Source organism: Burkholderia sp. SRS-W-2-2016 (genome assembly GCF_001931485.1).
GTDB lineage: Bacteria > Pseudomonadota > Gammaproteobacteria > Burkholderiales > Burkholderiaceae > Paraburkholderia.
On sequence record NZ_MSDV01000023.1, the window covers coordinates 57,471 to 83,399 of the forward strand.

Consider the following 25,929-nt stretch of genomic DNA (forward strand, 5'->3'; position numbering starts at 1 on the left):
GCGCGCGACTCGGGCGACACGTGCGACTCGTGCGACTCGTGCGGGAAATCAGCTCAGCGCGAGCTGCTGCTCGCGCGGAAAGCACAGCGTGAACACGGTCCTGACGCCGGGCTCGCTGTTCACGTGGCAACTGCCGCCGTGCTTTTCCATGATCGACTTGACGATCGCGAGGCCGAGACCGCTGCCGAGTCCCGGATTGTGGCGCGCCGGATCGACCCGATAGAAGCGGTCGAAAATGCGCGGCAGATGTTCGGCGCCGATCCCCGGACCGGTGTCGGCGACCGACAGCACCGCATGCTCGCCGCGATTCTCGCCGCTGATCGTGACGACCGAGCCGGCCGGCGCGTGCGTGATCGCATTCGACAGCAGGTTGTGAATCGCCCGCGTCACCAGCCGCTCGTCGCCGGCGAAATCCGCGGCGCCGTGCGCCTCGATCGCGACGCCGGCGTCGTTGGCCATCGGTTCATAGAGCCGCGCGATCGCGTCGATCTGCGCGCCCGCATCGACGCGGCTCAGGTCGAGCCGCTGCTGCTTGCTGTCGGCCCGCGCGAGAAACAGCATGTCGTTGACCATATTCGAGAGCCGCTGATACTCCTCGACGCCCGACTCGATCACTTCGCGGTACTGCTCGGCCGAGCGCGGCCGCGCGAGCGCGATCTGCGCGGACGCGAGCAGATTCGTGAGCGGCGTGCGGATGTCGTGCGCGAGATCCGATGAGAACTGCGCGAGCTGCGTGAACGAGTGATCGAGACGCGCGAGCATCCGGTTGAACGACTCGGCCAGTTCGCTCAATTCGCCGGCCATGTCGTCCTTCGGCAACGCGCACGCCAGCCGGTTCCACGAGATTTCGTCGGCCTGTCTGGCGAAATTGCGCAACGGCCGCAACGCGACGGACGCGACCTGCCACGCGATCACCGCCGCTGCCGCCGACGCCGCGAGCACGACCGCCAGAATGAACAACGCCGAGCGCCGCAGGAATTCGCATTCCTGCGTCACGTCGTGCTGGACGACGATCCGCAGCGCGTCCTGACGGTCCGCCGGCACCTGGGTTTCAGCCACCCCATAGCGCCGCGCGCCCGCGCTGTCCGCGATGACTTCGGAGGTGCCTCGCGCTTTCGCCGCGAGTGCGGGCGCGTACGGCAGGTAGCCCGCGCTCGACGCGAGCAGGTTGCCCTTGTGGTCATAGATCGCGAGTTCCGTGTGTTCTTCATTGCCGGACGGGATGTAGATCGAGTGGTCCTTTTCGGCGATCGCTTCGGCCGGCACGTCGTGTTCGAGGCGCACGATCACGCTGTTCAGATTGTTGATCACCGCCTGTTCCGACGACACCGTGATCGAACGGTCCAGCACCTTGTACAGCACGAGGCCGCTCAACGCGAAAATCGCCGAGGTGGTCAGCGCGAACAGAATGGCCAGCCGCGCGCGCAGCGTGCGCGGAACGAAACGGCCCGTCACACGCATACTTCGCTCCGGTCTTCGAGCACATAGCCCATCCCGCGCACGGTGTGAATCAGCTTCGGTTCGTAGTCTTTATCGATCTTCGCGCGCACCCGCTTGATCGTCGCATCGACGATATTGGTATTGCAGTTGAAGTTGATATCCCACACCTGCGATGCGATCAGCGAGCGCGGCAGTACTTCATTCTGGCGGCGCATCAGCAGCCACAGCGTCGAAAACTCTTTCGCGGTCAAAAGAATCGGCGCGCCCTGGCGGCGCGCTTTTCTTTGCACGAGATCGAGTTCGAGATCGGCGACGCGCAGCACCGAAGTTTCGAGGCCGTGCTGATTGCCGCGGCGCAGAAGCGAACGGATTCTCGCGAGCAACTCGGCGAAATCGAAGGGCTTGGCGAGGTAATCGTCGCAGCCGATATCGAAGCCCTTCACGCGGTCGCTGACTTCGTCGCGCGCGGTCAGCACGAGTACCGGCGTGCGATGTGTTTTGCGTAATTCGGCGAGAACGGTCCAGCCGTCGATACCGGGCAACATCACGTCGAGTACCGCGAGGTCGTATTCCTCTGTTTTCAATAGATGCAAACCGGTAATGCCGTCTTCGGCCCAGTCGCACACGAATCCGGCTTCGGTCAGCCCCATTTTCAGATAAGCGCCGGTCTTGGCTTCATCTTCCACGATCAGAATTTTCATATTGTTGTCGAACAGAGAACAGGTTGTTGCGCGGCCGATAACCAGCACGCAGGCACCTGCAATTACAGCGGGATGAATGGAACGGAGGGGAACCGCCGGTGACTACAACTCGGGTTGCATCGCGACGGTATGCGCAAATAAGCGCCTCCGTATAGGACTCAGCTTAAAGGGACCGCGTGATTATGAGAATAGTTCCATATGAAACGCACTGTTGAAAAACGCGGTTATTTCGAGATATTGGGTCGCACGTGAGTCGATTAATTTTGAGATAAAGGACTTTCGCTTGATGACGTAAAAGTCATGTTCATGTCAGAACGACGCGGAGAGTGCTCGGCAGAATAGTCCCAAGTGGTACCGCCCCGGTGCCTCATTCAGTGGAGAAACATATGAATGCCAAACTGGTAATTGCGATTGTTCTGGCCGGTGCTTCCATCCAAACCGCATTCGCGGACCCGAGTTTCGCGAAGACTCGAGCAGAGGTTTATCAGGAGTTGGTCGAAGCACAGAAAAATGGTTGGACGGTGGCTGTCTCGGATGCATCGTACCCGGATATCGCACGCATTTACGAGCATCAGTACCAGCAGAAGACGAGCGAGAAGACCGCGGCCGCGGCCACCGCCGCGACCAGCGGCGAAGGACCTGAAGCGCACGGCACCAGTCAGTCCGGTGCGCCGAAGGCCGTGATGCCGAAGTCGGGCCGCTCGCAGATCCGTACCGACGATTGCGTCGGACCGGTCAGCTACTGCAACGTCTACTTCGGTTCCTGATTTGCCGGCGGCCGCGAGGTTCGATCGTGAGGCCCGCTACTGACGGATCGTCGGTTCACTCAGGCGGGTCCGCTCGACGCCCGCCGCTGGATTTTTTTTCGGGTTCATCCGCGCGCGCTCGCACCGCGTGCGGATGGTTTGTCTACCCGCTGTACACACAGGAAATCACGCGATGGAATATTCAACGCAAATGCTGGCGCAGAACAAGGTATGGGCGTACGAAGCCGCGCTCGCCGACTCTACGCTGTTTGGCCGGATCTCGCGCGGGCAGTCGCCGCGGGTGCTGTGGTTTGGTTGCTCGGATAGCCGGGTGCCGGCGGAATCCGTGACCGGCTCCGGTCTCGGCGATCTATTCGTACATCGAAACATAGCCAATATCGTGTCGCCCGACGATCCGAGCGCGATGAGCGTAATCGAATACGCGGTCGTCGCGCTGCAGGTGGAGGAGATCGTCGTATGCGGCCACTACGGCTGCGGCGGCGTGCGCGCGTCGCTGCTGCCGGCGCCGGACGAACTGCCGCATGTCGGCAGACGCATCGGGCCGTTGCGGACACTAGCCTGTCGCTGCGGCGGCGAGCTCGACCGGCTGGCCGACGTCGATGCGAAGACCAACCGCCTCGCCGAGCTGAACGTGCTCGAACAGGTGCGCTCGCTGCACGAGATGGAGGTCATCCGCGACGCGCCGCAGCCGCCGAAGATACACGGCTGGATCTTCGATACCCGTAGCGGCCTGATCAAGGTGCTCGACCCCACCGACGAATGAAGTCCGCGCACCCATGGCCACCCGCATCGCGGGTGTGCCTTTTTTTGTTTGCGCGTTATACCGAGAACATGTTGGGAGAATGAATTGAGTTTCAAAAAGTATCTGACGACGCTGCCGCAGGATGGCTTTGCGGGAGTGGTGGTGTTTCTTGTCGCGTTGCCGCTGTGTCTCGGCATTGCCAATGCGTCGGGCGTCGATCCGCTCGCCGGCTTGCTGGCCGGGATCATCGGCGGACTGGTGGTGGCGTTGCTCAGCGGTTCGCAACTGAGCGTCAGCGGTCCGGCCGCGGGCCTGATCGTGATCGTCGTGACCGGGATGGAGCGGGTCGGCGGCTTCCAGGGCTTGATGGTCGCCGTGCTGCTGGCCGGTCTGCTGCAGGTCGGCTTCGGGATGCTGAGAACCGGCCGTTTCGCCGGCTACGTGCCGGCGTCGGTCACGAAGGGGATGCTCGCCGCGATCGGTGTGCTGCTCGTCATCAAGCAGCTGCCGGTTGCATTGGGTATTTCGGACACGCCGGTCAATGCGCTGCCTGGCGGGATGATCGATACGCCGCTCGGCCAGGTGTCGATCGTCGCGTGCGTGATCGCGGTCGTGTCGGTCGCGCTGATCATGGTGTGGGACAAGCCGGCCATCAAACGCGTGCGCATTCTGCGGCTGATTCCGTCGCCGCTGGTGGTGGTCGCGCTCGGCATCGTCACCGTGCTGCTGCTCAATTCGAGCGCGCCGCAATTCGCGCCGCCGGCCGAGCATCGGGTGATGTTGCCGTCGCTGTCGTCGGTCGGCGATCTGTTCGCGGGCTTCTCGCTGCCGCGCGTCGAGCAGCTGTTCAGCTTCGACGTGTGGAAGCTCGCGGTCACGCTGGCGATCGTCGCGAGTCTGGAAACGCTGCTCAGTGTCGAAGCGCTGTATCAGATCGATCCCGCCAAACGCAAGGTGCCGGCCGATCAGGAGCTGAAGGCGCAGGGCGTCGGCAATATGGTGGCCGGCATTTTCGGCGGGCTGCCGATTACCTCGGTGATCGTGCGCAGTTCGGTGAACGTGAGCGCGGGCGGGCAGACGCGGATGGCGGCGATCGTGCACGGCATCCTGCTGCTGGCGAGCGTGTTTCTGCTTACCGGGCTGATCAACCTGATTCCGCTGGCAAGCCTCGCGGCGATTCTGATCGCCACCGGTATCAAGCTCGCGAAGCCGTCGCTGTTCGTGCACGTCGCGCGCGAGGGCAAGGTGTCGTTCGTGCCGTTCCTGTTCACGCTCGGCGGCGTACTGGTGTTCGACCTGCTGATCGGGATCTGTCTCGGTGTGATCTGCAGTCTGGTGTTCGTTCTGCTGATCAATATCCGCCGGCCGTTCACGATGGTCGAGCACGACGATCACATGCTGCTGTCGTTCCGCAAGGACGCGCTGTTCGCGGTGGCGGTCGGACTGAAAGAGCGGCTCGCGCATGTGCCGGACAACACCAGACTGGTGGTCGATTATCGACGCGCGGAGTTTATCGATCCTGAGGTCAAGGACGTGATCGATCGCTTTGCGGTGGAGTCGACGATTCGCGGTGTGTCGGTTCAATACCGTTGAATGTGGCCGCCGGTTCTTCGCGAGGAGACCGGCGGCTTTGGCCGTTAACGCTGCGATCCACCAGCTGGCCGCCTACATCAATAATTTGCAGTGACGGGGGAATACCATGAAACAGTTGCTCGTGCGCTCGGTCGCGCTGGCGGTCGTGTTGACCGGAGCGTTCGGTACAGGCGTGCCGGCGGCCGCGCAGAACCGGGGCGAACTCAACCGGCAATTGCTCGCGGCCGCGAAGGACGACGATTCGCAGGCGCTGCTGGCCGCGTTGCGGAGCGGCGCATCGGTCGACGCGCTGAGCCGGATCGGCGACACGCCGCTGATTACCGCGTGCAAGAACGGCAATAGCGCGATGGCGCGCACGCTGCTCGAGCACGACGCGAGCGTGCGGCATGCGAGCGAGCCGGGCGTCACGCCGCTGATGGCCGCGGCCTACGGCGGCTTCGATGACATCGTCGCGTTGCTGCTCGCGCACGGCGCCGATCCGCTCGCGACTGACCGGGTCGGCAAGACCGCGGTGGAATACGCGGTGGGGCAGGGGCAGACGCAAGTCGTCGCGCGGCTGCTCGATACCGGTATCGATGTGAACCATGCGTACAAGCACGATCTGACCGCGCTGATGCGCGCGGCCAACTACGATCGCGCGGAGACCGCGCAGCTGCTGCTCGCGCGCGGCGCAGACCGCGCGCTGCAGGACAAGCGCGGGATGACCGCGAAGGATATCGCGATGCAGATGAACTCGGCGCGGGTGGCGGGGTTGTTGGCAGCGGGGTAGCGCGGGGCGCGGGCCGCACAGGCCGCTTAAGCGCCCACGCTATTTGACGCTCGCGTCGACGTCGATCTGCTGCGCGGCCGGCACCATCCGCGCGAGCAGCGCCGGTAGTTCGTCGAACGAATCGATCAGCGCATCGCTTTGCAACGCGCCGGCCTCGCCATGCGCATAGCCGTAACTGGCGATCACCACCGGCAGCCCCGCCGCGCGCGCCGCCGCGACATCGACCGGCGAATCGCCGACCAGCACGCCCCGCGCGGGCTCCGCGCCGAGCAGGCGACACGCGTGCCACAACGGCTCGGGCGACGGTTTCATGCTGGCTAGCGTGTCGCCGGCCACCAGCACGTCCAGAAACGCGGCGAGCCCGCTGTTCTCCAGCAGCGCGGCCGCCAGCCCGCCCGGTTTGTTGGTCACACACGCGCAGCGGTAGCCGTGCTGCCGCAACGCGTGCAGTCCGCTGGCGACGCCCGGAAACACGCGCCCCAACTTGCCGTTGGTCTGAGCGTAGTGCCGTTCGAACACCGCGTGCGCGTGTTCGAGGTCGAGCCGCGCGTCGAGCCCGGTCGCGTGAAGAGAGCGGCGCACCAGATTGCGCACGCCATTGCCGATGAAACCGGTCACCGTGTCGAACGGCAGCGGCGCGGCGTCGAACTCCTTCAGCATCCGGTTGGCCGCGGCGGCGATGTCCGGCGCGGTGTCGACCATCGTGCCGTCGAGGTCGATCAGGACTGCATCGTAAAGACGCTTCAGTGCCATGACGCGCTCCCGTTTCCTGTGGCGCCGCCGTGCGTGTTCGCACTTGCACTCGCACCCGCATCCGCACTCGCACCCGCGCCGGACGGCGCGCTTTGCGCGGCGGCGGCCGCGTGCCGTCCGGCGTCGCCATGCCAGCGGCGCAGCGTCGCCAGATCGACCCACGGCGGCGTTTCGCCGTGCACCGCCGCGGGCAGCGGCTGGTGTGGATCGCCGAGATGCGGCAGGACCGCGAGCGCGCCGTCGAAGTTGTCGTGCGCGGTAAACGCGCTCGGCGTGACGATCGCCGGCACCTGCGCGCCGCGCGCGGCCTGCAGGCCGTTGGCCGAATCTTCGAACGCGACGCAGGCGGCGGCCGGCAGACCGAGTTGTTGCAGCACGTAGCGATAGACGTGCGGCGCGGGTTTTTTCTCCGGCGTGGTGGCGGCGTCGCCGATTGCCGCGAAACGGCTGCGCCAGTCCGCGCCGAAATGCGCTTGCAGCAACGCGTCGAGATTGGCCGGCGTGGTGGTGGTCGCGATCGCCACGCGCACGCCGGCCGCGTTCGCCTCGTCGATCAGACGCGCGATACCGGGGCGCAGCGGCAAGCCGCCGTCGCGCATCCGCTCGGTGTAGTGACGCGTTTTCAGCGCGTGCAGCGCGTCGACCACCTCATGCGCGCGCGGGCCGCCGGCTTCCGAATCTTCGAGCGTGCGCCAGTAATGCAGCAGCCGCTCCTTGCCGCCCGCCACTTTCAGCAGACGGGTGTAGAGCGGCTGATCCCAGCACCAGTCGAGGCCGGCTTCCGCGAACGCGGCGTTGAACGCGTGCAGATGGGCGGATTCGGTATCGGCGAGCGTGCCGTCGACGTCGAAGATCAGGGCCTGCATCGTGGGGTCCTTGCGCGGCGCCATGCCGTCAGATACGGACCACGATAGCCGAGCCGCCAGGCGAAGCAAACTCAGAGATTCTTTCGCCTCCGATAAGGCGGTCTTTATGTGCGCGCCGCGCTACCTCACCGGCGCGGCTGCGGATCGGTCACGAAGCCGATCTTCGTGAGCCCGCCGCCTTGCGCGGCCGACATCACCAGCGCGACCCGTTCATACGGCACCTTGCGGTCCGCGCGCAGATGCAGTTCCGGTTGCGGCTGAGCGAGCGCGGCCTGTGCGATGCGCGCGCGCAAGCCGTCGTCGCTGACCGGCTGGCCGTCCCACAGCACCGCGCCGTCCGCCTGCACCGCGACATCGACGTGCGCGGGCTTGAGCGTTTGCGGCTGGCTGCTCGCGCGCGGCAGATCGATCCTGACCGCATGCTGCATCGCCGGAATCGTGACGAGGAAAATGATCAGCAGAACCAACATCACGTCGACCAGCGGCGTCATGTTGATCTCGTTCATCAGCGCCTGATCGTCGTCGTCGGAGAACGGGGTCATTGCCATCCGAGGTCTCCGTCGCGGTTCGTGTCCGCGTTGTCGTGGCGCGTCACCACGCGCATCTGCGGGCCCGCGCTCGACGGCAGTTGCGAGCCGGTCACGAAGTACGCGTGCAGCCCGTGCGCGAAGCGCTTCAGGCGCGCGACGATCGCCCGGTTCGCGCGCGTCAGCCCGTTGTAGCCGAGCACCGCCGGAATCGCGACGAACAGGCCGAACGCGGTCATGATCAGCGATTCGCCGACCGGCCCGGCGACGTGATCGATCGAGGTCTGGCCGGTCTCGCCGATCACGATCAGCGCGTGATAGATGCCCCACACGGTGCCGAACAGTCCGACGAACGGCGCGGTGCTGCCGATCGACGCGAGCACCGCGAGTCCGCTTTGCAGCCGCGCGATGGTTTCGTCCATCGTGTCCTGCAGGCGACGCGTGATCCAGTCGGACACGTCGATGCGGTCGTGCAGATGCTGCTGCGTCTGCCGATGATGCGTGGCCGCCTCATGCCCGGCCAGCGCGAGCGCGAGTAGCGGATTGTCGTGCGCGTCGGCGTCGGGGTCGCCGAGACTGCGCAGACCGTCGTCGAAGCGGTCGGCGCTCCAGAAGCGTGTGTCGTTCTGCGCGGTTGCGCGCCGCAGCCGCAGCACCTGCCACAGCTTGACGACGATCACGGTCCACGACATCACCGACATGATCACCAGCACGCTGAGGATGCAGCGGGTGACGAGGTCGCCGGATTGCCAGACGTTTGCGATTCCGTAATGTTGCATGGCGCTTTCCTTCGTACGTGGTCCTGTCTAATCGTTGGCGATGCGCGCTACTCGTTACTCGCTATTCGGTCAGTCCGAATACGAACGACTGCGCGTACGCGGCGCGCACCGGCGTGCCGTTGTCGCGGTACGGCTGGCACGAGCCGGCATGGACGGCCGCGAGCGCGGCGTCGTCCAGGCGCGTCGAACCGCTGCTCCGTTGCAGCTGCGCGGTTTCGATCTTGCCGCTCAGGCCGACGACGAAGCGCACCACGGCCGTGCCGTGTTCGCCGCGGCGCTGCGAGACGTCCGGGTAGTCGGGCTTCGGAATTGAGCAGTCGATGTGCGAGACGTTGCGGGGTTCGCTCGAGGCGGCGGGGGCCGGGTTGGCGGCGGGCGCGGCGGCGGTGGCGGTCGGTGTGGCTGGCGTGGCCGGTGCAGCAGGCGATGCGGGCTGCTGTTGGGCCGCTTGCGGCATGGTGGACGGTGCTGCGCTTGCGGATGGCGTTGTCGTCGGCGGTGGCGCAACCGTGGGCGCAGGGGCCGCCGCACTGCGCGGCACGGACGGGCGCGGCTGCGGCGCCGGTTTCACGTGCGCGGCAGGATGAGCCGCCGGCGGCGGAACGGCAACGGCGGCAGCAGCGGGAACGGCCGGCGCGGGCCGCGCAATCTCAGGCGCAACTTCAGGGGCAACCTCAGGGGCAACTTCACGCGCCGGCTTCACCAGCTCCGGCTCCGGACTGAGCAACATCGCCGTTATCGTGCGCGGCTCGACCGGCCGCTCGACAATCCGGTCGCGCGCGCTCAGCGCAATCGCCAGCAGCACCAGGTGCGCGCCGATCACCGCGCCGAGCACCAGCGCCGCGCGCCGATAACTGGGCGCGGAATTGATCGGCTTTGCGGGACCTGCCACGGCAACCTGGAGCATCATCGCCACCTCCGCGTTCATTGTCCTCCGCTGCCTGGGCATTTCAAACTCACGGCGGCCGGCGTCGCGCAATTCGGGAAATTCTCCCGGCGCTGCGCGTTGTCAAACAATCGCCCGGTGGGCTACCTTCGATAAATGACGCGAACGATCGCGGCGTCACGCATTTACCACGGAGAACACGATGCAGGAGACCCGGATGCCCAGTTGGAGACCCCGCCGTTCGCTCGCGCTGGCCGGCGCGCTGGCGCTGGCGCTGGCCGCGAGCGCCGCGTGCGCGGCGGCCGCGCCGCTCGCCTATGTGACGAGCGAGAAAGCCGGCGTCGGCGTGATCGATATCGACAAGATGACGCTCGCGCAGACCTTCCCGGTCGGCGCGGACGGTCCGCGCGGGCTGAGCCTGAACGCGGACGGCACCCGTCTGCTGGTCGCCAACAAGAACACCAATGACCTCGCGGTGATCGACACGGCCACCGGCAAGGTCGTCAAGCGCGTGAAGATCGGCAAGAACCCCGAGTACGTGCGCGTACATAACGGCTATGCGTACGTCACCTATGAGCCCGGCGAAGACGGCGGCCCGCCGGGAGCCAAAGCCGGCGCGAAATCGGCCGGCAAGCCCGACGGCAAGCCGGAAGCGCACGCGGAAGCGCACGCGAATGCGAAGGGCGGCGGCAAGGGCGGCGCCGACGATGACGACGACAACAAGCTGCCCGCGGAAATCGCGATCGTCGATATGAAGGACTGGAAGGTGGTGCGCTCGGTGACGAGCGGCCACGAGACCGAGGGCATCGAGTTTTCGCGCGGCGGCCAGGAAATGCTGGTCACCAACGAAGGCGACGATACGGTGTCGGTCTATCACGCACGCACCGGCGCGCCGATCCGCACGATCAAGCTCGCGCCCGGCGGCCGGCCGCGCGGGATCCGGCTATCGCCCGATGGTAAGTACTACGTGGTGACGCTCGAATCGCTGAGCAAGTTCGTCGTGATCGACGCGAAAACATTCGACGTGGTGAAAACCCTCGATACCAAGCTCGGACCGTACGGCGTCGCGTTCGGCCCGGACGGCAACCGGCTGTTCGTCGCGGCGGCGCGCGACAAGACCGTGCAGGTATTCGACGGCCATACCTACGAGCACGTCGCCGACGTGCCGGTCGGCCAGCGCTGCTGGCACTTCAGCTTCACGCCGGATGGCTCGAAGCTGATGGTCGCGTGCGGCCGCTCCGACGCGGTCTACGTGCTCGACGCGAAGAGCTATCAGCCGCTCAAGCAGATCGGCGACTTGCCGCTCGCGTGGGGCATCGTCACCTATCCGCATAGCGACGGTTCGATCGAATCGCACTGAGCAACACCCGCCCGAGGTCCAGAAAGGCAAAGCGCGGCGTCCTTAGGGGCGCCGCGCTTTTTCTACGCTTTTTCTACGCCTTTTCTATTCAACCCGCCGCGCTTACTTCCACGCGTACCGCATGCCCACCCAGAACCCGCGCGGCGCCCCCGGTCCGACGAACTGCTCGTTGACCGGATTCGCGCCGTTGAAGGTATTGTTCGGCCCGGTAAAGAAGTTCTGCCCGAGCGCGCCGAAGCTCGCATAGCGCTTGTCGAGCAGGTTCGACACCGACGCGAACACCTGCAACTGTTTGGTCACCTGATAGCTGGTGTCCAGATCGATCAGCAGATAGCCGGAAATCTTGCCGTTCGCATCCTGGTTGTTCTCGTCGCCCTGCGCATAGACGCTGCCGCGCCACGTCAGGTTGGTGCCGATCCGCCATTTCGGCAGCGCCTGATAGTCGAGCCGCAGCTTGACGGTGCTCGCCGGAATCCCCGGAATGTGATTGCCCGGCTTCACGGTGATGTTGCCGTCCGCATCGGCGCTCGAATTGCTCGGACTGCTTTCGCTCCATGTCGATTGATAGGTCGCGTCGACATAGCTATAGCTGCCGGTCACCGTCAGCGGACCGTACTTCGTCTGGCCGGACAGTTCGAAACCTTGCCGGCGCGTGCGGCCGACGTTCTGGAAAAAGCCGAGCGAGCTGCCGGCGCCGTTGCTGCTGACGAACTCGATGTCGTTATCGAGCGTGGTCCGGTACGCGGCCGCGCTCCACGAGGTGTTCGCGCCGACCTTGCCGCGCGCGCCGATTTCATAGGTCTTCGAAATAACCGGCGCCAGCGGCGGATCGGAGATGAACTCGTTCGGCAGCGAGCAGGGCGCGTTCGGGTCCGCGCAGGCCAGCTCGATCGCGGTCGGCGAGCGCATCCCTTCGTTGTAGGTCGCGTAGGCGGTGAAACCCGGCGTCGGATTCCAGTTGATGCCCACCGCCGGATTGAAGCGCGAGAACGTGTGGTGGCCGTCCAGCTCCGGCTGTATGCCGCTCTCGTCGCCGATCGTCGCGGAGGCCCAGTTGTAGCGGCCCGACAGCGTCAGCGTCCACTGCGGCGTCAGCGACAGGATGTCCGACAGATAGATGCCGTAGTTGGTGTTGTGGGTCTTCGCGTACGTCTGCTGTTCGAAGTCGCCGATGCCGATCGTCGCGCGCGAATCGGTGAACGCCGCATCTTGCGACGACTGCGTGAAGCGCGAGTTGGCGGCATCGACGGCCATCCCCGCGATGAACTGGTTCTTCATCCCGCCGAGCTTGCCGAGCAGCGTCAGTTGCAGGCTCGCGCCGTAGCTGTCGGTGCTGACCACCGACTTTTCGTTGGTCGCCTGCAGCGTGTTGACGTCGCCGTCGTCCTCCAGCGTGCCGTAGTCGTCGTTGACGTTGCTGCTGGTGTTGGTGTTGCGAAAGTGCCGGAAGTACGCGTTGCCGCTCAGTTCGACGTTGTCGTTGAAATAGTGGTCGCCCGACAGCGTCAGGTAGCCGACCGTGTTCTCGTTGCGGTCCGGGTACGTGTACGGTTGTTTCGGGTTGCTGAGGAACGAGCGCGGAATGGTCTGCGTGCCGTGCAGGTCGTTGTCCGCGCCGCCCGCCGATAACGACAGCGTGGTATTGGCGTCGGTGTAGCGCAGCTTGCCGAACGCCTGGCGGATGCGGCTTTCGTTCTGCTCGGCCCAGCCGTTGTCGTTCGCGGCGTTCGCGGTGAAGTAGTAGTCGAGGTTGTGGCCGATCGTGCCGCCCTGTTCGATCTGCGCGGCCTTGCGGCCCCACGAGCCGCCGCTGATTTCCGCTTCGCCGCCCGGGTCGTCCTTGCCGTTCTTGGTCGTGATCGACAGCGCGCCGCCGAGCGTGTTGAAGCCGAAGGTCGGATTCGAGCCGGGGATCAGCTGGATCGTGTCGATTGCCTGTTGCGGCAGCAGGTCCCAGTTCACCACGTCGCCGAACGGTTCGTTCACGCGCACGCCGTCGACGAACACCGACAGCCCCTGCGGCGTGCCGAGCAGCGGCGACGCGGTGAAGCCGCGATAGGTCAGGTTCATCTGATACGGGTTGCCCTGCGCATCGGCGATGTCGACGCTCGGCAGATTCTTCGCGAGGTAGTCGGTCAGCGTCTGGCGCTGCTGCGCCTGGATATCGGCCGCGTGGACCGTCTGCACGTTGGCCGGCACCTGGTTGAGCGGCGTGCCGATGCCGAGCAGCGGCGTGGTGCCGACCACGACGATCGGCGCGAGCATGGTGGTTGGCGTGGTTGTAGTGGTCGGCGTTTCGGCGGAGGCCGCGGGTGTTGCTGGCGTCGCATCGGCGGCGTCGGGACTTGCGGTGGCGTTAGCGGCGGAGTTTGCCGTGGCGTTAGCGTCGAGCGCCGCCGATGCCGCGACCGGCGCCGCCGCCTGGGCCCACGCGCCGGCGCTCAAACCCGCCAAAGCGCCGCCGATACAGAAGGTGATGCCGGCCCGCCGTTGCAGGCGTCGTTGGCGGCGTGCTTGTGTGCGCATGCTCATCGTTGTTGTCTCCTGCCGGCTTGTTCGCGCGTTGCGCGTGTTGTTGTGACGTTGCTGTAAAGCTTCGCATACGCATCCGTCAAGCGTCGCGGGAGCTTTTCCCGATCTGCGCGGGAAGCGTTCCCAAAAGCCGCGCAAAAGTCCGCCGCGCGCGCCCGCGCTGGTTAGAATGCAAACGCCATGTCCAGCGAACCGCTCCGCTCATCCTCGTCAGAAAGCTCGCCGCCGCGCTCGACGGTATGGCGCGATCTCGCATGGGTCGTCGCGCTGACCGTGCTCGCGGCCGCGCTCGGCGCCGCGTTCGATCTCAGCGAAAAGCTCTACCACTTCACGCGCGGGATGGAGCGCTTCCAGCTCGACGAATTGCCGGGCACGCTGTTCGTGCTGTCCCTCGCGCTCGCGTGGTTCGGCTGGCGCCGCTACCGCGACGCGCATCGCGAGGCGCGCCATCGCCGCAAGCTGGAAGAGCAGGCCGAACGGCTGCTCGCCGACAACCGGCGGCTGGCGAGTCAGGCGTTGCAGGCGCAGGAACTGGAACGCCGCCACATGGCGCGCGAACTGCACGACGAACTCGGCCAATACCTGAATGCGATCTCACTCGATGCCGCGCGTATCCGCGATCTGTCGAACGGTCGCGAGCCGGAGATTCACCGCATTTCGCTCGGCGTGATTCAAAGCGCGAGTCACGTGTACCGCGAAATCGGCGGAATGATTCGCCGTCTGCGGCCGATCGGTCTCGACGAATTCGGTTTGCCGAGCGCGCTCGAACATTGCGTCGACGGCTGGCGCGAGCGGCTGCCGCATGCGTCGTTCGCGGTGACGATCGAAGGGGATTTCAGCGGCTTGAGCGATGTGCTGACGATCACGCTGTACCGGCTCGTGCAGGAAGGGCTGACGAACGTGTCGAAGTACGCGCGCAATTCACGCGTGGAGTTGTTTATGGTGCGCGCGCCGCGTGCAGTGCAGCGCGCGGATGAGCAGGCCACCGCGAACGGCGTCGCGAGCGCAACGCCGATCGACGAAATCGTCGTGACGATGGCCGACGACGGTCCCGGCACCGATCTGAGCGAGCCGCGCAAAGGGCTCGGACTGATCGGGATGCGCGAGCGCGTCGAGGCGCTCGGCGGCGAGTTTCACGTCGCGAGCCAGCCGCAAGGCGGTTTTCTGTTCTGCGCGCGCGTACCCGCTCAGGCCGGACTCACCGAGCCGGTGAACTGAAGGCCGAGCCGGCTTGCCATCTGCGCGAGCTGCACGCCGTTGTCGGCGCCGAACTTCTGGCGGATCACCGACTGATGATTGGCGACGGTCTTCTGGCTGAGCCCGAGTTTTTCGGCGATGCTCGGCAGCGTATAGCCCTGCACCAGCAGCCGCAGCACTTCGAATTCGCGCGCCGACAATTGCCGTCCCGGCGGTCCTTCGTTGAACGCGGTGCGCATTGCCATGGTCTGCGAAATATCCGGGCTCAGATAGCCGGCGCGGCGCGCGATCGAGCGCACCGCTTCGACCAGCACGTCGGGCGCGCTGGCCTTGGTCACATAGCCGAGCGCGCCGGCGTCGAGCGCGCGGCGCACGAAAATCGACTCTTCATGCGCGCTGAAGATCAGCACGCGCGCGGCCGGCTCGCGCGCGAGCATCCGGCGCATCGCTTCGATTCCGCTCGCGCCGGGCAGCGATACGTCCATCACAACGACGTCGGGCCGCAGCGCGCAAAAGCGCTGATAGGCCTGGGCGGCGTCGGCGGCCTCGCCGCACACTTCGACGTCGGGATTCAGTTCGAGCAGACGCCGGTAGCCTTCGCGCACGACCGCATGGTCGTCGACCAGCAGAACGGAGATGATGTCGGCACTCATGATTGGCCTCCGTGATCGCCGCGGCCGTTGGCATCGCCACTCGCGGCCGCGAACCTGCGCGAGTTGGCGTCGTTGCGAAACACGATCGGCTGTTCGCGGGCCGCCGCCGCGGCCGCCGAAGTCGATGCGTCGGCCGCGCGTTGCACGACCTTGACCACCTGCTCGTGAAGCGGCGACTTGTCGCAAACGGGATCGGCATTCGCCGCGTCGCCGGTCAGCAGAAACGCCTGGCAGCGGCAGCCGCCAAGGTCGCGTTCTTTTTCCTCGCAACTGCGGCACGGCTCCTTCATCCACTGCAGACCGCGAAAGCGGTTGAATGCGTCGCTGTCGTACCAGATCTCGCGCAGCGGCGTGTCTTTCACGTTCGGCAGTGTCAGGCCGGGCAGTCCGCGGGCCGCGTGACACGGCAGCGCGGCGCCGTCCGGCGCGACGCCGAGAAACACCGCGCCCCAGCCGTTCATGCAGCGCTTCGGACGGTTCTCAAAGTAGTCGGGCACGACGAAAAAGATCTTGCAGCGCTCGCCGTGCGTCGCGCGATAGCGCGCGACCACCGCTTCCGCTTCCACGAGTTGCTCGCGGGTCGGCATCAGTTGCGCCTGGTTTTCGCGCGCCCAGCCGTAGTACTGCGTGTTCGCGAGTTCCAGATATTCGGCGCCGAGCGCGAGCGCCATGTCGATGATCTTCTCGACGTGCGGCAGGTTATAGCGATGCAGCACGCAGTTCATCACCATCGGAAAGCCGTGCTTTTTCAGCGCGACCGCGACGCGTTGCTTCAGCTCGAACGTGCGGGTGCTGCTCAGAAAATCGTTCAGCTGCTGGGTCGAATCCTGGAACGACAACTGGATATGGTCGAGGCCGGCGTCCTTCAGGTTCCCTAAGCGTTGATCGGTGAGGCCGACGCCCGACGTGATCAGGTTGGTGTAGAAGCCGAGCTTGTGCGCTTCTTCGACGAGTACTTCGAGGTCGTCGCGCAGCAGCGGCTCGCCGCCCGAAAAGCCGAGCTGCACCGCGCCGAGCGCGCGCGCGTCGCGCAGCACGTCGAGCCATTGCGCGGTGCTCAGTTCGCGATGGTGGTCGGTGTAGTCGAGCGGGTTGTAGCAGAACGCGCAGTGCAGCGGACAGCGGTAGGTGAGTTCCGCGAGCAGCCAGAGCGGCGGCGGCACGCCGGTCTCGGTCTGCGCGCCTGGTACTGCGCCGGGTTGAGAAAGATCGGTCATCGCGCTACTCCAGCCAGCCGCGCTGGTGCGCGTCGGCAAGAAAAGCCCGCACTTCGCCGCCGATCCCAGTCGCGTTGAACGCCTGTTCCAGTTCGGCGACCAGCGTATCGACATCGCGGGTACCGTCGCAGCGCTTGAGGATTTCGCCGGCGCTCTGATTGAGCTTCACCATCCCCTCCGGATACAGCAGCACGTGCGCGTTCTGCGCGGCTTCCCATTGCAGCCGGAACGGTTTCCTGATCGTCAGCGGCGTGGCGGGTGCGGCGGCGTTCGAGTGAGCGCCTTCATGTGCGAGGTCGGTCATTGCGGGAACGCCTTTTCGATCGAGTCGAGCATCGTCCACAGAATGTCGAGCTTGAATTGCAGGATGTCGAGCGCGCGTTCCTGCTGCTCGCGGCGGCGGAAATGTTCGAGCGTCACTTCGAGCCCGTGTTCGACATCGCGCTGCGCGAGCGAGATGCGCGAGCGGAAATAGGCGAGACCTTCCGCTTCGATCCACGGGTAATGCTCGGGCCAGCTCGCGAGCCGGTCGCGATGCACCTGCGGCGCGAACATCTCGGTCAGCGACGAGCACACCGACTCCTGCCACGGCGCACGGCGCGCGAAATTCACGTACGCATCGACCGCGAAGCGCACCCCCGGCGTCACGTGTTCGAGCGACCACAGTTCGTCGCGCGACAGGCCGACCGCGTCGCCCAAACGCGCCCAGGTTTCGATGCCGCCTTCCGCGCCGTCGTAACCGTCGTGATCGAGAATGCGCAGCACCCAGCGGCGGCGCGTTTCGCGGTCCGGGCAATTGGACAGAACCGCCGCATCCTTCAGCGGGATATTGATCTGATAGTAGAAGCGGTTCGCGACCCAGCCGCGAATCTGCTCGCGCGAGCAACCGCCGCTATTCATCTTCACGTTGAACGGATGATGGATGTGATACGCGGTGCCTTTCGCGCGCAATTGCGCTTCGAATTCCTCGCGGCTCCATGCTGGCCGGTCCGCGCCCGACCCGCTGGCGGACGCGCTCGCGGCGCGCATCGGCATCGTGTCGAAGGTGTCTTTCGCGTTCATGCTGTCTCCGTTATTTTCGTCTCGTCGTTCACTGCCGCGCCTCGTTACTGCGACTGTCTATTGCGTGCTTCCTTTGCCACCATGCTTCAGAGTTCGAAACTCATCCCGTCATAAGCGACTTCGATGCCATGCTCGGCGAGAATGCGGCGCTCGGGGCCGTCCTCGACCAGGATCGGGTTGCTGTTGTTGATGTGAATGAGTACCTTGCGCTGCGCGTTCAGCGCATCGAGCGTTTCGATCATTCCGCCCGGACCGCTTTGCGCGAGATGCCCCATATCGGCGCCGGTCTTCTTCGACAGACCGAGCCGGATCATTTCGTCGCCGGTCCACAGCGTGCCGTCGACCAGCAGCAGATCGGCGTCGCGCATCGCCGCGAGCACGTGATCCTCGAGCGCGCCGAGTCCCGGCGCGTAGAACGCGCGCTTGCCGGAGCGCAGGTCGGTCAGCAGCAGGCCGATGTTGTCGCCGCGCTCGGGCGCCTCGCGATGCGGCGAGTACGGCGGCGCCTTGCTCGACAGCGGCAGCGCATCGATACGGATTCCTTGCAATGCGTCGACGGTGAGCGGCGCGCCGTCGAGCGCGATGCGGCGATGCTCGACCCCGCAGTAGTGCGACAGGATCGGCGCGACCGGAAAGCCGGTGCGCAGGTCCTGCCAGACCGCATCGGTTGCATACAGCGGCAGCGGCGTGTCGCGCTCGCGCAGCATCAGCAGGCCAGTCACGTGATCGATCTGCGCGTCCATCACGAGGACCGCGGCGATCCCGCTGTCGCGCACGCGCCGCGCGGGCTGCAACTCGGGGTTCGCGGCGATCTGCGCGAGCAGGTCGGGCGATGCATTGACGAGCAGCCAGTCCTCGCCGTTCGCGCTGACCGCGATCGACGATTGCGTGCGCCGTGTCGCCTTCAGCGTGCCGCGCCGCACGCCGTCGCAATTGCGGCAGTTGCAGTTCCACTGCGGAAAGCCGCCGCCCGCCGATGAGCCGAGTACCTTGATCTTCATGCCGCGCGACGCATGCCGCGTCCCTCCTCGATGGCCGGAAGCAATAGGGTGGCGAGTGCGTGCGCGACGCGCGCATGCAGCGCCGGGTCGCTGGTCAGATGACCGGCGCGCACGGTTTCGACTCGCGCCGCAGGCACCGCGCGCGAGAGACGCCGCAGATTCGCCGGCGGGCAAACCGGATCGCGCGATCCGTGCACCGCGGCGAACGGCACGCCGGCTGCCGCCGCGCGCCGCGCGAGCGCCAGCAAACGGGTTTCGCCGAGCCAGCAGCGGTGCGCGAGATAGTGCGCCTGAATCCGGTATTTGCCGACCAGCTTGCGCGCATCGCGTTGCGACACGCGCATACCGCGCGCTGCCCGCCGATGCGCCGTCGCGCTCGCCAGCACCGCGTTTTCATAGTCATGCCAGGCAATGGCGAGCGCGCGTTGCCGTGCGTCGCTGACGCCTTCGCGCAGCGTCGCCGCGCAACGCGCGGCCAGTTTCGCGGGCTGCTCGCAGCGCGCGGCCGCGCACAGCTTCGACCACGCCTGCGGCGCGCGGCGTCGCGAGCCGATGAACAGGCCGCGCACTTCGCGCGCCGAAGTCAGAAAGAGCCCGCGCAACACCACGCCGCTGACCGCTTGCGGATATTGCCCCGCATACGCGAGCGCGAGCGCCGCGCCCCACGAGCCGCCGAGCACGCCCCAACGCGCGATCCCCAGATGTGAGCGAAGCGCTTCGATGTCGGCGAGCAGATAGCCGGTGCTGTTGTGGCGCAGCGTGCCGCGCGGCATTGATGCGCCGGTGCCGCGCTGATCAATCAGCACTACGCGAAAGCGGTTCAGATCGAACAGTCGCAGCACGCCCGGCTGACTGCCGCTGCCGGGGCCGCCGTGCAGCACCGCGACCGGCATGCCGTCGCGCGCGCCGGCCACCGCGTAGCTCACGCGATGCCCGTCGCGCGTGCGCAGCGTGTCGAACGCGAGCGACGCGGCGGCGGCAGGGCGGGAGCGCGGGAGCGTCATGGCAGCATCCTCGCGAGCAGGTTGTCGCGATCGATCAACTGATGCTTGAGCGCGCCGGCCACGTGCAACACGATCAGCGCGATCAGCAGCCACGCGAAAAACGTATGGATTCCGAAGAACAGTTCGCGCAGCTGCGGATCGTCCCAGCCCCACTTCGGCAGCAGGATGCCCCAGAAGCGCGTGCCGTAGCGATTGAACGACGAACCCAGATAGCCGGCGAGCGGCATCGCCACCATGCTGACGTATAAAAGAACCTGCGTGATGCGCGCGGCGGCGCGTTGCCACGGTGGCATCGGCGGGAGCGGCGGCCTGTGAAGGACCCCCCTCGCGACGATGCGCAGAAGCACCAGCAGGAAAACCGTGAGGCCGAGCGACTTGTGCAGATTGATCAGCGTCGCTTTGACCGGCAGACCCTTCGGCAGGCCAACCATATAGAGCCCGAGCGCGAGCAGCCCGATGATGCCGAGCGCGATCAGCCAGTGCAGCGCGATCAGCGGGCCGGCATAGCGCTGCTCGCCCGCGTTCGACGTCGCGCGCGGATTCGCGGCGGCGTTCGCGTCGAGTTTGCGCTGCGTATCCGGAGAGTTCGCTGTCGTCATGCCTGTCTCCTTCGTGGTCCGGGTGTCCTGCTTCGAACTCCTGTTGCTGCCGCTTGCCTCTGATGGGCTGGACATGCGGCGCTATCCGGCGAGCAGGATTTCGCCGCAGCCGCCGACCGCGAGGTCGCCCGTGTAGCGGGCCGGCAGCCGGTCCGCGCGCCACTGCGAAAACGGCGCGATTTCAGCGGCCAGACTGCGCACGAGCAACGACCAGAATACGTCGAATCCGTGACCGCCGCCGGTGAATGTCGGCGGCAGCGGCGCCGGCCGTTGCGCGAGCAACAGCGTGCCGCGCCTCATCCCGTACGCATAATGCGCGCCCAACTGGCCGGCCACGCCGACCGTGCCCGCCACCAGCCGGGCCGCCGCGAACTCGCCCGCATTGCCGCCGACCAGCACGAGGCCGCGCCGCATCCGGTCGGCGAGGCGCGCGCCCGCGTTGCCGTGGATCGTCAGCGTGCCGCCGGTCATTCCTTCCATGTCGCCGGGGAGCGCGCCGGCGACGAAATCGCCGCTGTCGCCGCGCACCGTCAGGCGGCCGCCGCGCATTTCGCAGCCGGTGAAGTGGCCGGCGTCGCCGTCGATCTGCAGCACGCCGCCGCTCATGCGGAAACCGCTGTAGTCGCCGGCCGAACCGCGGATGACCAGCCGGCCGCCGTCCATTTCGGCGCCGACGCGGTCGAGCCAGCGGCCGGCGCCGTCGATGATTAGCGTGGCGAGATCGGGGGCGGTCGTGGATGCCGCGGACGCTGAATGCGTCGCGGAAGCGGGCGAATCCGCGGCGCCTGCTGAAGCTGCTGAAGCCGCTGAAGCTGCTGAAGCCGCCGAAGCCGCCGAAGCCGCCGAAGCCGCCGAAGCCGCCGAAGCCGCCGAAGCAAATTTCGCCGCCGCCTCCCCGCGCAGCACCTCGAACACGTCACCGACCACGCAGCGCTCGTTGCCGCCCGGCAGCACGACGCGTTCGATCTCGGCGACACTCAGCGCCGCCAGCGCGGCCGGCCGCAGCGCGGCGGCATCGACGCGAAAGCCGGGCGCGTTTTTCACGCGCAAGACTGTCGTGTCGGCCGGGGCGCCCGCGCTCGCGCCGATCGCCGCGCTCATACCCGTACCCGCGCCCGTACCCGCGCTCACGCCAGTGCCCCCATTCGTGCCAGCACCCGCGCCCATCTCCGTGCTCATGCGCGCCTCCCGCCGAGCCCCGCCGCCAGCCCGTGCAAATGGAAGTGATACGGCCCGAGCTTGCCGCCGTAATTGCCGGCCGAAATGCGCAGCATCCCGGCCGCGCGGCCGAATTCGCAGGCCGCTGCAATGCCGGCCGTCATCGCCGCGCCGACGTCCGCGTCGGTCAGCCCGTCGATCACGATCTCCAGCACGCAGCCCACCTCCGCGCTCAATTCGCTGCGCGGCGACAGACCGATCAGGCTCGGACAGAACGCGTCGTTGGTCGACGCGGTCGCGCCCGCGTACTTCGAACCCACTTTGGACCCCGAACGAACGATGCCGCCCGGAAACGGCATGATCACGTTCGGCAGCCGGCGCATCGCGGCGACCGCCGCTTCGGTCGCGGCGAGCGCGGCGTCGAGGTCGCGCGCGAGCAGCAGCAGGTTGCCGCCGCCGACCGCCTTGACCGTCTGCGCGGTGTCCTCGCAGACGAATTCGCCGTCCATCACCGGCACCCGCCAGTAGCGCGTGGTGCCGATCATCTTCGCGATCTGGTAGCCGTCGCCGAAAAAACGCAGCCCGCTGCCGAGCGGCGCCGCGTCCGACAGCGGCGCGCGGCTCGTGGCCGGATCGATACCGCCGAACACCGCGGTGCTCGGGCAGGTCAGCACGCACTGGCCGACCCGGCGGCCGATCTGCTTCGCGAGTTCCTTCGACGACACCGCGAACAGCAGCACCGCGACGCCGGGCCGTCCGTCCGGGGTTTCGTCGCCGCTCAACTGGCGTTCGATCCCGGCCTCGCAGCCGCAGCCGATCACCGACGTCGCGAAGCCTGTCAGCGAGTTCGCCGCGTGCATCGCCCAGGCCGGCGAATGCGCGGTGATCACGAGCCGGGTCGCCTTCATCGGGAAGGCTTCCGCGAAGGTCGCGTCGATCGTGGTGCCGTTGATCTCGAGCGGGGCCGGGGCGTTCATCGTGGGCGTGCGTGGGTGGGGGGCGTTGGGTTCGTTGGGTTCGTCGGTGGCATAAGTGGTCAGCCGCTCAGCCGTGGGCCAGACATTCGACCGGCAGCAGCCGGCCGCCGCGGCAACAGCGGCACGCTTCGTCGTCGCTGATCGCGGCGTGCGCGAAGTTGTTCGCGAGCTTCGCGTCGGTGTACGCGCGCACCGTTTTTTCGATGCCGCGATCGAATTCCGGCGTGACGAAATGAATGCCGCCGGTCGGCGTCGCGACGAGGGTGCCGTCGCGCGCGACCAGCTCGCCGTCCTTGAACACATACGCGGGCGACGTGAACATTCGCTCGCGGTCCGGCTCGTCGCGATACACGGCGATGTCGGCCGCCGCGCCCGCGCCGAGGTGGCCGCGGTCGCGCAGACCGAGCAGCCGCGCGGGGCCGGCGCGCGTGATGATCGCGATCTCGTACAGCGAGAATTCGCGCTTCAGTTCGGGCAGCGCGCTCGCGACCGGCGCTTCCGGGTGCAGCTTCGCGAGCTGTTCGTCGCGAAACGATTTGTCCATCAGCAGGCGGATCAGATGCGGGTAGCTGGTGAACGGGCCGCCGTTCGGATGATCGGTGGTCATCGCAACGCGCCACGGGTCGTCGACCAGCAGGAAAATTTCCAGCCCGATGATCCATTGCAGCGCATTCACATAGCTCTGCTCACGATATCGGAACGGCACCACGCCGCAGCCCGCGTCGCATTCGATATCGCCGACCACCCACTTATGCGGCCGCGCGAGCGGGGTGTTGCGGAACTGCATCATCGTGTCACCCGAGGCCGTGACGGTCTGTCCAAAGATGATCTGGCCGACGTCGATCGACACGTTCGGCCGCGCGTTGACCGCCTCGGCGATCTGCCGCGCGCCCGACGAGAACTTGCGCGGCCCCTCGACGCCGTAGCTGTGAAACTGGATGTGAGTCAGGTGGATCGGCAGGCCGTCGGCGGCGTCCATTGTCGCGAGCGTCGATGCGATATTGCCTGGCACCCCCAGGTTACTCGCGTGCACGTGCAGCGGATGCGGCACGCGCAGCTCGGTCAGCGCGCGGGTCAGCGTGCGCACCACGTCGCGCGGGGTGATTCCGTAGTGCTCGTGCGCTTCGTCCACGTCCAGCGAGCGCTGGTTGAACTTGAACGCGGAGATCCCGCCCGGGTTCACCACCTTCACGCCGAGCGCCTTGCTCGCATTGATCGTCCAGCCGACGTAGTCGCGCAGACGTTCGAAGTCGTCGCGCGCGGCCAGCATCTGCAGGAACAGCTCGTCATTGCCGAGCATCACGTAGGCGCCGTGATCGATGATCGGCGTGTCGCCCATTTCGAGGTGGGTGTGGCGCGCGTTGGACGGCATCATCGCCGGTTCGAACGCGGCCGTGTAGCCCATTTCCGCGTAGCGGTAGCCGGTCGCGAGCGTGCCGGGCGTGCACACGCCGCATGACGGCAGGCGCAGATAGCGGCCGGCGTCGTCCTGCACCGCTTCGTACGCGGGGTCGCGCACCGGGTCGGCGCGATGGTCTTCGGGCAGCAGCAGACGCGACAGATTGGTCTTGCCGCCGCCGATATGCGAGTGCATATCGATGCCGCCCGCCATTACGATCATCCCGCTCGCGTCGTATTCGCGATCGACCGGCGTGTTCGCGTCGGCATCGACGATGCGGCCGTCGCGGAACACGAGGTCGCGGCGCTCGCCGTTCACGTTGTGCACCGGGTCGAACAGCGTGCCGCCTTTGAGTCGGACGATGCTCATCGCGGGGCCTCGCGGGTGGTGGGCTGCGCGGTCAGGCTTGCGGTGAGCTTGGCGTTCAGCTGCGTGGTCAGCTTCGCCGCCAGCGACGCGACGGATTCCAGCGGCGCGCCGCGCGCGGCGGTCAGCGGCAGCACCACCGAACTGTCGACGCGGAACAGATGGCCGTCACTGTCGATGCCCGGCGTCGCGGCGGGGATGAACACGGTGTTCGCGCCGCGCGCCTGCGCGGCCGGCGCGAGCGCCGGGTGGCCGAGCACGATCAGCGGCAGCGCCGGGTCGAGCGCGTCGGGCCAAGCGTGCGGCGCGAAGCTCGCGATCCACAGCAGCGCGTCGACTTCGCGTTCGGCGAGCAGCCGCGCGGTGCGGTAGCGGTACGGGTCGTGATCGAGCGGCGGCGTGCCGGCTAGCCGCGCGGGCGTCGCGACGCGCGTGCGCAGCGGCAGGCCGGCGAGCCAGGTCACGGTTTGATTGACCGACAACGCGCCGTCGTCGCCGCCGAGCGCGAGACAGGCCGCGCGCGTCGTGCGGTTCGCGGCCTTGACGATGCGGTGCAGCGCTTCGATCAGCAGTGCCGCGTGCGGGGCGGGTAGCGCGGCGGGTTCGTAGACCACGACCGTGTAGCGGGCGGACAGGATGCGGGTGTGCAGCGACGCGAGAGCTTCGGCCACGCTGTTTGCGTCGCTTCCGGCGTTGTCGCTGCCATGGCCGTGCAGTGCGGCGGCGTCGCGTCCTTCGGCCAGCGCCGACCACAGCGCCAGCAAGTCATACGGATCGGCATCCGGCAGCAGCGTTTCGATCCGCGTCTGCGCGAAGCCATCGGCCGCCGGGTCCGCCGCGCCGCCGACGAACACCAGCTCGCGCGCGATCTCGCCGCCCGCCAGCGTCCGGGCGAAAAAGCGCGGATAGCGCTGCGCCGGCTGACAGCCGAAAAACACCAGCAGATCCGCACGCGAACGCACTTCCGAGAGCGTCGTAAAAAACGCGCCGCGGTCCTGCAATGCGAGCGTCGCGGGCGTCAGCGCATCGCCGTGCTGGTGATCGAGGATCGCGCCGCACGCGGCGGCCAGCGGATAAAGCGCGCGGGTTCCGCCGACATCGGTCGCGAGCCCGCCGAACAGCGGCCGGCGCGCGTTCGCGAGTAGCTGCGCGGCGTGCTCCAGCGCGTTATCGAGCGATGCTTCGCTGCCGTCGATCAGGCTGTCGCATTGCGTATCCGCCGCGCCGTAATGCGCGAGCGCCTGCGCAAGCCGCGAACATTCGGTGTCCTGCACAGCCAGCGAGCCGTCGCCGGACACGGCGGCGCTCAGGTCATCGCATAGCAGCGGGCAGAACGGGCAGATCCAGTCGCGTGTGATCGTTGCGGCGCGCGCGCCGGGGCTGTCCGGGGCGTTCGTGCTGGCGGTCGACGGATCGTTGGGCGAGAGGTGCATGGCGCACTTTTAGCAAGGTCCATGCCGATTTGTTTCGAATCCCTAAGCGCGCGCCGGCACCGGTCGCCGCGAATCTCTGCGCACGGTCGTGCGGCATTGCATTGCGCAGTTCGCGACAGCTGCGGACTTGCTCGCCTTGCGCCGGAAT

At 66.8% G+C, this 25,929-nt stretch carries 25 protein-coding genes; 6 read left to right on the forward strand and 19 right to left on the reverse strand.

The features are described from left to right. Positions 1-48: 48 nt before the first annotated feature. On the reverse strand, positions 49-1,461 hold the full coding sequence (locus tag BTH42_RS11010) for a heavy metal sensor histidine kinase (RefSeq protein ID WP_143752010.1): 1,413 nt from the start codon (positions 1,459-1,461) through the stop codon (positions 49-51). Further along, entirely contained in the window at positions 1,452-2,141 is a 690-nt protein-coding gene (locus BTH42_RS11015; RefSeq protein ID WP_075299031.1) for a heavy metal response regulator transcription factor, read from the reverse strand. Before BTH42_RS11015 ends, BTH42_RS11010 begins: the two co-directional genes overlap by 10 nt. 386 nt (positions 2,142-2,527) lie before the next feature. Here BTH42_RS11015 and BTH42_RS11020 point away from each other — a divergent pair, with 386 nt between their 5' ends. The 4 genes from BTH42_RS11020 (at position 2,528) to BTH42_RS11035 (ending at position 6,012) form a co-directional block, all read left to right on the forward strand. After that, on the forward strand, positions 2,528-2,908 hold the full coding sequence (locus BTH42_RS11020; protein ID WP_075299033.1) for a DUF4148 domain-containing protein: 381 nt from the start codon (positions 2,528-2,530) through the stop codon (positions 2,906-2,908). A 172-nt stretch (positions 2,909-3,080) separates the two neighbouring features. Further along, positions 3,081-3,671, forward strand: a complete 591-nt coding sequence (locus BTH42_RS11025) for a carbonic anhydrase (RefSeq protein ID WP_075299035.1) — start codon at positions 3,081-3,083, stop codon at positions 3,669-3,671. An 84-nt stretch (positions 3,672-3,755) separates the two neighbouring features. Continuing rightward, entirely contained in the window at positions 3,756-5,243 is a 1,488-nt protein-coding gene (locus BTH42_RS11030; protein WP_075299037.1) for a SulP family inorganic anion transporter, read from the forward strand. A 106-nt stretch (positions 5,244-5,349) separates the two neighbouring features. Next, complete coding sequence (locus BTH42_RS11035) at positions 5,350-6,012, forward strand: ankyrin repeat domain-containing protein (RefSeq protein WP_075299040.1); 663 nt, start codon at positions 5,350-5,352, stop codon at positions 6,010-6,012. A gap of 39 nt (positions 6,013-6,051) precedes the next feature. Here BTH42_RS11035 and gph read toward each other — a convergent pair whose 3' ends face one another. The 5 genes from gph to BTH42_RS11060 form a co-directional block, all read right to left on the reverse strand. After that, positions 6,052-6,765 carry a phosphoglycolate phosphatase gene (gene gph / locus BTH42_RS11040; protein ID WP_075299042.1) on the reverse strand — a complete coding sequence of 238 codons (714 nt, stop codon included), beginning with the start codon at positions 6,763-6,765 and terminating at the stop codon, positions 6,052-6,054. Further along, a complete protein-coding gene (locus tag BTH42_RS11045; RefSeq protein ID WP_075299443.1) occupies positions 6,756-7,631 on the reverse strand; it encodes an HAD family hydrolase in 876 nt (291 codons plus the stop codon). The genes gph and BTH42_RS11045 overlap by 10 nt, the downstream gene beginning before the upstream one ends. 125 nt (positions 7,632-7,756) lie before the next feature. Further along, a complete protein-coding gene (locus BTH42_RS11050; RefSeq protein ID WP_075299044.1) occupies positions 7,757-8,179 on the reverse strand; it encodes a biopolymer transporter ExbD in 423 nt (140 codons plus the stop codon). Continuing rightward, entirely contained in the window at positions 8,170-8,937 is a 768-nt protein-coding gene (locus tag BTH42_RS11055) for a MotA/TolQ/ExbB proton channel family protein (protein ID WP_075299046.1), read from the reverse strand. The genes BTH42_RS11050 and BTH42_RS11055 overlap by 10 nt, the downstream gene beginning before the upstream one ends. A 61-nt stretch (positions 8,938-8,998) precedes the next feature. Beyond that, complete coding sequence (locus tag BTH42_RS11060; protein WP_075299048.1) at positions 8,999-9,865, reverse strand: energy transducer TonB; 867 nt, start codon at positions 9,863-9,865, stop codon at positions 8,999-9,001. 160 nt (positions 9,866-10,025) lie between these two features. Between BTH42_RS11060 and BTH42_RS11065 the strand changes: the two genes are divergently transcribed. After that, the gene (locus BTH42_RS11065; protein WP_075299050.1) at positions 10,026-11,183 is read left to right on the forward strand and encodes a beta-propeller fold lactonase family protein; all 1,158 of its coding nucleotides are present in this window, start codon (positions 10,026-10,028) and stop codon (positions 11,181-11,183) included. 102 nt (positions 11,184-11,285) lie between these two features. Here BTH42_RS11065 and BTH42_RS11070 read toward each other — a convergent pair whose 3' ends face one another. Beyond that, positions 11,286-13,715: a TonB-dependent receptor gene (locus tag BTH42_RS11070; RefSeq protein ID WP_075299052.1), complete on the reverse strand. Its 2,430-nt coding sequence runs from the start codon at positions 13,713-13,715 to the stop codon at positions 11,286-11,288. Between the two features lie 180 nt (positions 13,716-13,895). On the opposite strand from BTH42_RS11070, the gene BTH42_RS11075 reads away from it, so the two are divergent. Further along, positions 13,896-14,933: a histidine kinase gene (locus BTH42_RS11075; RefSeq protein WP_075299054.1), complete on the forward strand. Its 1,038-nt coding sequence runs from the start codon at positions 13,896-13,898 to the stop codon at positions 14,931-14,933. On the opposite strand, the gene BTH42_RS11080 is transcribed toward BTH42_RS11075, so the two are convergent. The 11 genes from BTH42_RS11080 to BTH42_RS11130 all read right to left on the reverse strand — a co-directional run bounded on the left by BTH42_RS11080 (position 14,903) and on the right by BTH42_RS11130 (position 25,781). Then, positions 14,903-15,565 (reverse strand): response regulator transcription factor, encoded by a 663-nt coding sequence (locus tag BTH42_RS11080; RefSeq protein WP_075299056.1) that lies wholly within the window; start codon positions 15,563-15,565, stop codon positions 14,903-14,905. The genes BTH42_RS11075 and BTH42_RS11080 overlap by 31 nt on opposite strands. After that, complete coding sequence (pqqE, locus tag BTH42_RS11085; RefSeq protein ID WP_075299058.1) at positions 15,562-16,782, reverse strand: pyrroloquinoline quinone biosynthesis protein PqqE; 1,221 nt, start codon at positions 16,780-16,782, stop codon at positions 15,562-15,564. The genes BTH42_RS11080 and pqqE overlap by 4 nt, the downstream gene beginning before the upstream one ends. Positions 16,783-16,786: 4 nt before the next feature. After that, positions 16,787-17,086: a pyrroloquinoline quinone biosynthesis peptide chaperone PqqD gene (pqqD, locus tag BTH42_RS11090; protein ID WP_075299060.1), complete on the reverse strand. Its 300-nt coding sequence runs from the start codon at positions 17,084-17,086 to the stop codon at positions 16,787-16,789. Next, a complete protein-coding gene (pqqC, locus tag BTH42_RS11095) occupies positions 17,083-17,844 on the reverse strand; it encodes a pyrroloquinoline-quinone synthase PqqC (RefSeq protein ID WP_143752012.1) in 762 nt (253 codons plus the stop codon). The genes pqqD and pqqC overlap by 4 nt, the downstream gene beginning before the upstream one ends. Before the next feature lie 86 nt (positions 17,845-17,930). Further along, positions 17,931-18,845, reverse strand: a complete 915-nt coding sequence (pqqB, locus tag BTH42_RS11100) for a pyrroloquinoline quinone biosynthesis protein PqqB (RefSeq protein WP_075299062.1) — start codon at positions 18,843-18,845, stop codon at positions 17,931-17,933. Next, on the reverse strand, positions 18,842-19,849 hold the full coding sequence (locus BTH42_RS11105) for an alpha/beta fold hydrolase (RefSeq protein ID WP_075299064.1): 1,008 nt from the start codon (positions 19,847-19,849) through the stop codon (positions 18,842-18,844). Before BTH42_RS11105 ends, pqqB begins: the two co-directional genes overlap by 4 nt. Beyond that, positions 19,846-20,448, reverse strand: a complete 603-nt coding sequence (locus tag BTH42_RS11110) for a cytochrome b (protein ID WP_178392149.1) — start codon at positions 20,446-20,448, stop codon at positions 19,846-19,848. The genes BTH42_RS11105 and BTH42_RS11110 overlap by 4 nt, the downstream gene beginning before the upstream one ends. A gap of 81 nt (positions 20,449-20,529) precedes the next feature. Further along, the gene (locus BTH42_RS11115; RefSeq protein ID WP_083654741.1) at positions 20,530-21,549 is read right to left on the reverse strand and encodes a formylmethanofuran dehydrogenase subunit C; all 1,020 of its coding nucleotides are present in this window, start codon (positions 21,547-21,549) and stop codon (positions 20,530-20,532) included. Between the two features lie 74 nt (positions 21,550-21,623). Next, positions 21,624-22,583 (reverse strand): formylmethanofuran--tetrahydromethanopterin N-formyltransferase, encoded by a 960-nt coding sequence (gene fhcD / locus BTH42_RS11120; protein WP_075299068.1) that lies wholly within the window; start codon positions 22,581-22,583, stop codon positions 21,624-21,626. 67 nt (positions 22,584-22,650) lie between these two features. Continuing rightward, positions 22,651-24,351, reverse strand: coding sequence for a formylmethanofuran dehydrogenase subunit A (locus tag BTH42_RS11125; RefSeq protein ID WP_075299070.1), 1,701 nt, complete (start codon positions 24,349-24,351; stop codon positions 22,651-22,653). After that, positions 24,348-25,781, reverse strand: coding sequence for a formylmethanofuran dehydrogenase (locus tag BTH42_RS11130; protein WP_075299072.1), 1,434 nt, complete (start codon positions 25,779-25,781; stop codon positions 24,348-24,350). The genes BTH42_RS11125 and BTH42_RS11130 overlap by 4 nt, the downstream gene beginning before the upstream one ends. Positions 25,782-25,929 lie beyond the last annotated feature (148 nt).

Excerpts from the sequence above, each read along its gene's own strand:
- BTH42_RS11010 (WP_143752010.1), bottom strand. The coding sequence starts at position 1,461 with ATGCGTGTGACGGGCCGTTTCGTTCCGCGCACGCTGCGCGCGCGGCTG.
- BTH42_RS11015 (WP_075299031.1), bottom strand. The coding sequence starts at position 2,141 with ATGAAAATTCTGATCGTGGAAGATGAAGCCAAGACCGGCGCTTATCTG.
- BTH42_RS11020 (WP_075299033.1), top strand. The coding sequence starts at position 2,528 with ATGAATGCCAAACTGGTAATTGCGATTGTTCTGGCCGGTGCTTCCATC.
- BTH42_RS11025 (WP_075299035.1), top strand. The coding sequence starts at position 3,081 with ATGGAATATTCAACGCAAATGCTGGCGCAGAACAAGGTATGGGCGTAC.
- BTH42_RS11035 (WP_075299040.1), top strand. The coding sequence starts at position 5,350 with ATGAAACAGTTGCTCGTGCGCTCGGTCGCGCTGGCGGTCGTGTTGACC.
- gph (WP_075299042.1), bottom strand. The coding sequence starts at position 6,765 with ATGGCACTGAAGCGTCTTTACGATGCAGTCCTGATCGACCTCGACGGC.
- BTH42_RS11045 (WP_075299443.1), bottom strand. The coding sequence starts at position 7,631 with ATGCAGGCCCTGATCTTCGACGTCGACGGCACGCTCGCCGATACCGAA.
- BTH42_RS11050 (WP_075299044.1), bottom strand. The coding sequence starts at position 8,179 with ATGGCAATGACCCCGTTCTCCGACGACGACGATCAGGCGCTGATGAAC.
- BTH42_RS11055 (WP_075299046.1), bottom strand. The coding sequence starts at position 8,937 with ATGCAACATTACGGAATCGCAAACGTCTGGCAATCCGGCGACCTCGTC.
- BTH42_RS11060 (WP_075299048.1), bottom strand. The coding sequence starts at position 9,865 with ATGAACGCGGAGGTGGCGATGATGCTCCAGGTTGCCGTGGCAGGTCCC.
- BTH42_RS11065 (WP_075299050.1), top strand. The coding sequence starts at position 10,026 with ATGCAGGAGACCCGGATGCCCAGTTGGAGACCCCGCCGTTCGCTCGCG.
- BTH42_RS11070 (WP_075299052.1), bottom strand. The coding sequence starts at position 13,715 with ATGAGCATGCGCACACAAGCACGCCGCCAACGACGCCTGCAACGGCGG.
- BTH42_RS11075 (WP_075299054.1), top strand. The coding sequence starts at position 13,896 with ATGTCCAGCGAACCGCTCCGCTCATCCTCGTCAGAAAGCTCGCCGCCG.
- BTH42_RS11080 (WP_075299056.1), bottom strand. The coding sequence starts at position 15,565 with ATGAGTGCCGACATCATCTCCGTTCTGCTGGTCGACGACCATGCGGTC.
- pqqE (WP_075299058.1), bottom strand. The coding sequence starts at position 16,782 with ATGACCGATCTTTCTCAACCCGGCGCAGTACCAGGCGCGCAGACCGAG.
- pqqD (WP_075299060.1), bottom strand. The coding sequence starts at position 17,086 with ATGACCGACCTCGCACATGAAGGCGCTCACTCGAACGCCGCCGCACCC.
- pqqC (WP_143752012.1), bottom strand. The coding sequence starts at position 17,844 with ATGAACGCGAAAGACACCTTCGACACGATGCCGATGCGCGCCGCGAGC.
- pqqB (WP_075299062.1), bottom strand. The coding sequence starts at position 18,845 with ATGAAGATCAAGGTACTCGGCTCATCGGCGGGCGGCGGCTTTCCGCAG.
- BTH42_RS11105 (WP_075299064.1), bottom strand. The coding sequence starts at position 19,849 with ATGACGCTCCCGCGCTCCCGCCCTGCCGCCGCCGCGTCGCTCGCGTTC.
- BTH42_RS11110 (WP_178392149.1), bottom strand. The coding sequence starts at position 20,448 with ATGACGACAGCGAACTCTCCGGATACGCAGCGCAAACTCGACGCGAAC.
- BTH42_RS11115 (WP_083654741.1), bottom strand. The coding sequence starts at position 21,549 with ATGAGCGCGGCGATCGGCGCGAGCGCGGGCGCCCCGGCCGACACGACA.
- fhcD (WP_075299068.1), bottom strand. The coding sequence starts at position 22,583 with ATGAACGCCCCGGCCCCGCTCGAGATCAACGGCACCACGATCGACGCG.
- BTH42_RS11125 (WP_075299070.1), bottom strand. The coding sequence starts at position 24,351 with ATGAGCATCGTCCGACTCAAAGGCGGCACGCTGTTCGACCCGGTGCAC.
- BTH42_RS11130 (WP_075299072.1), bottom strand. The coding sequence starts at position 25,781 with ATGCACCTCTCGCCCAACGATCCGTCGACCGCCAGCACGAACGCCCCG.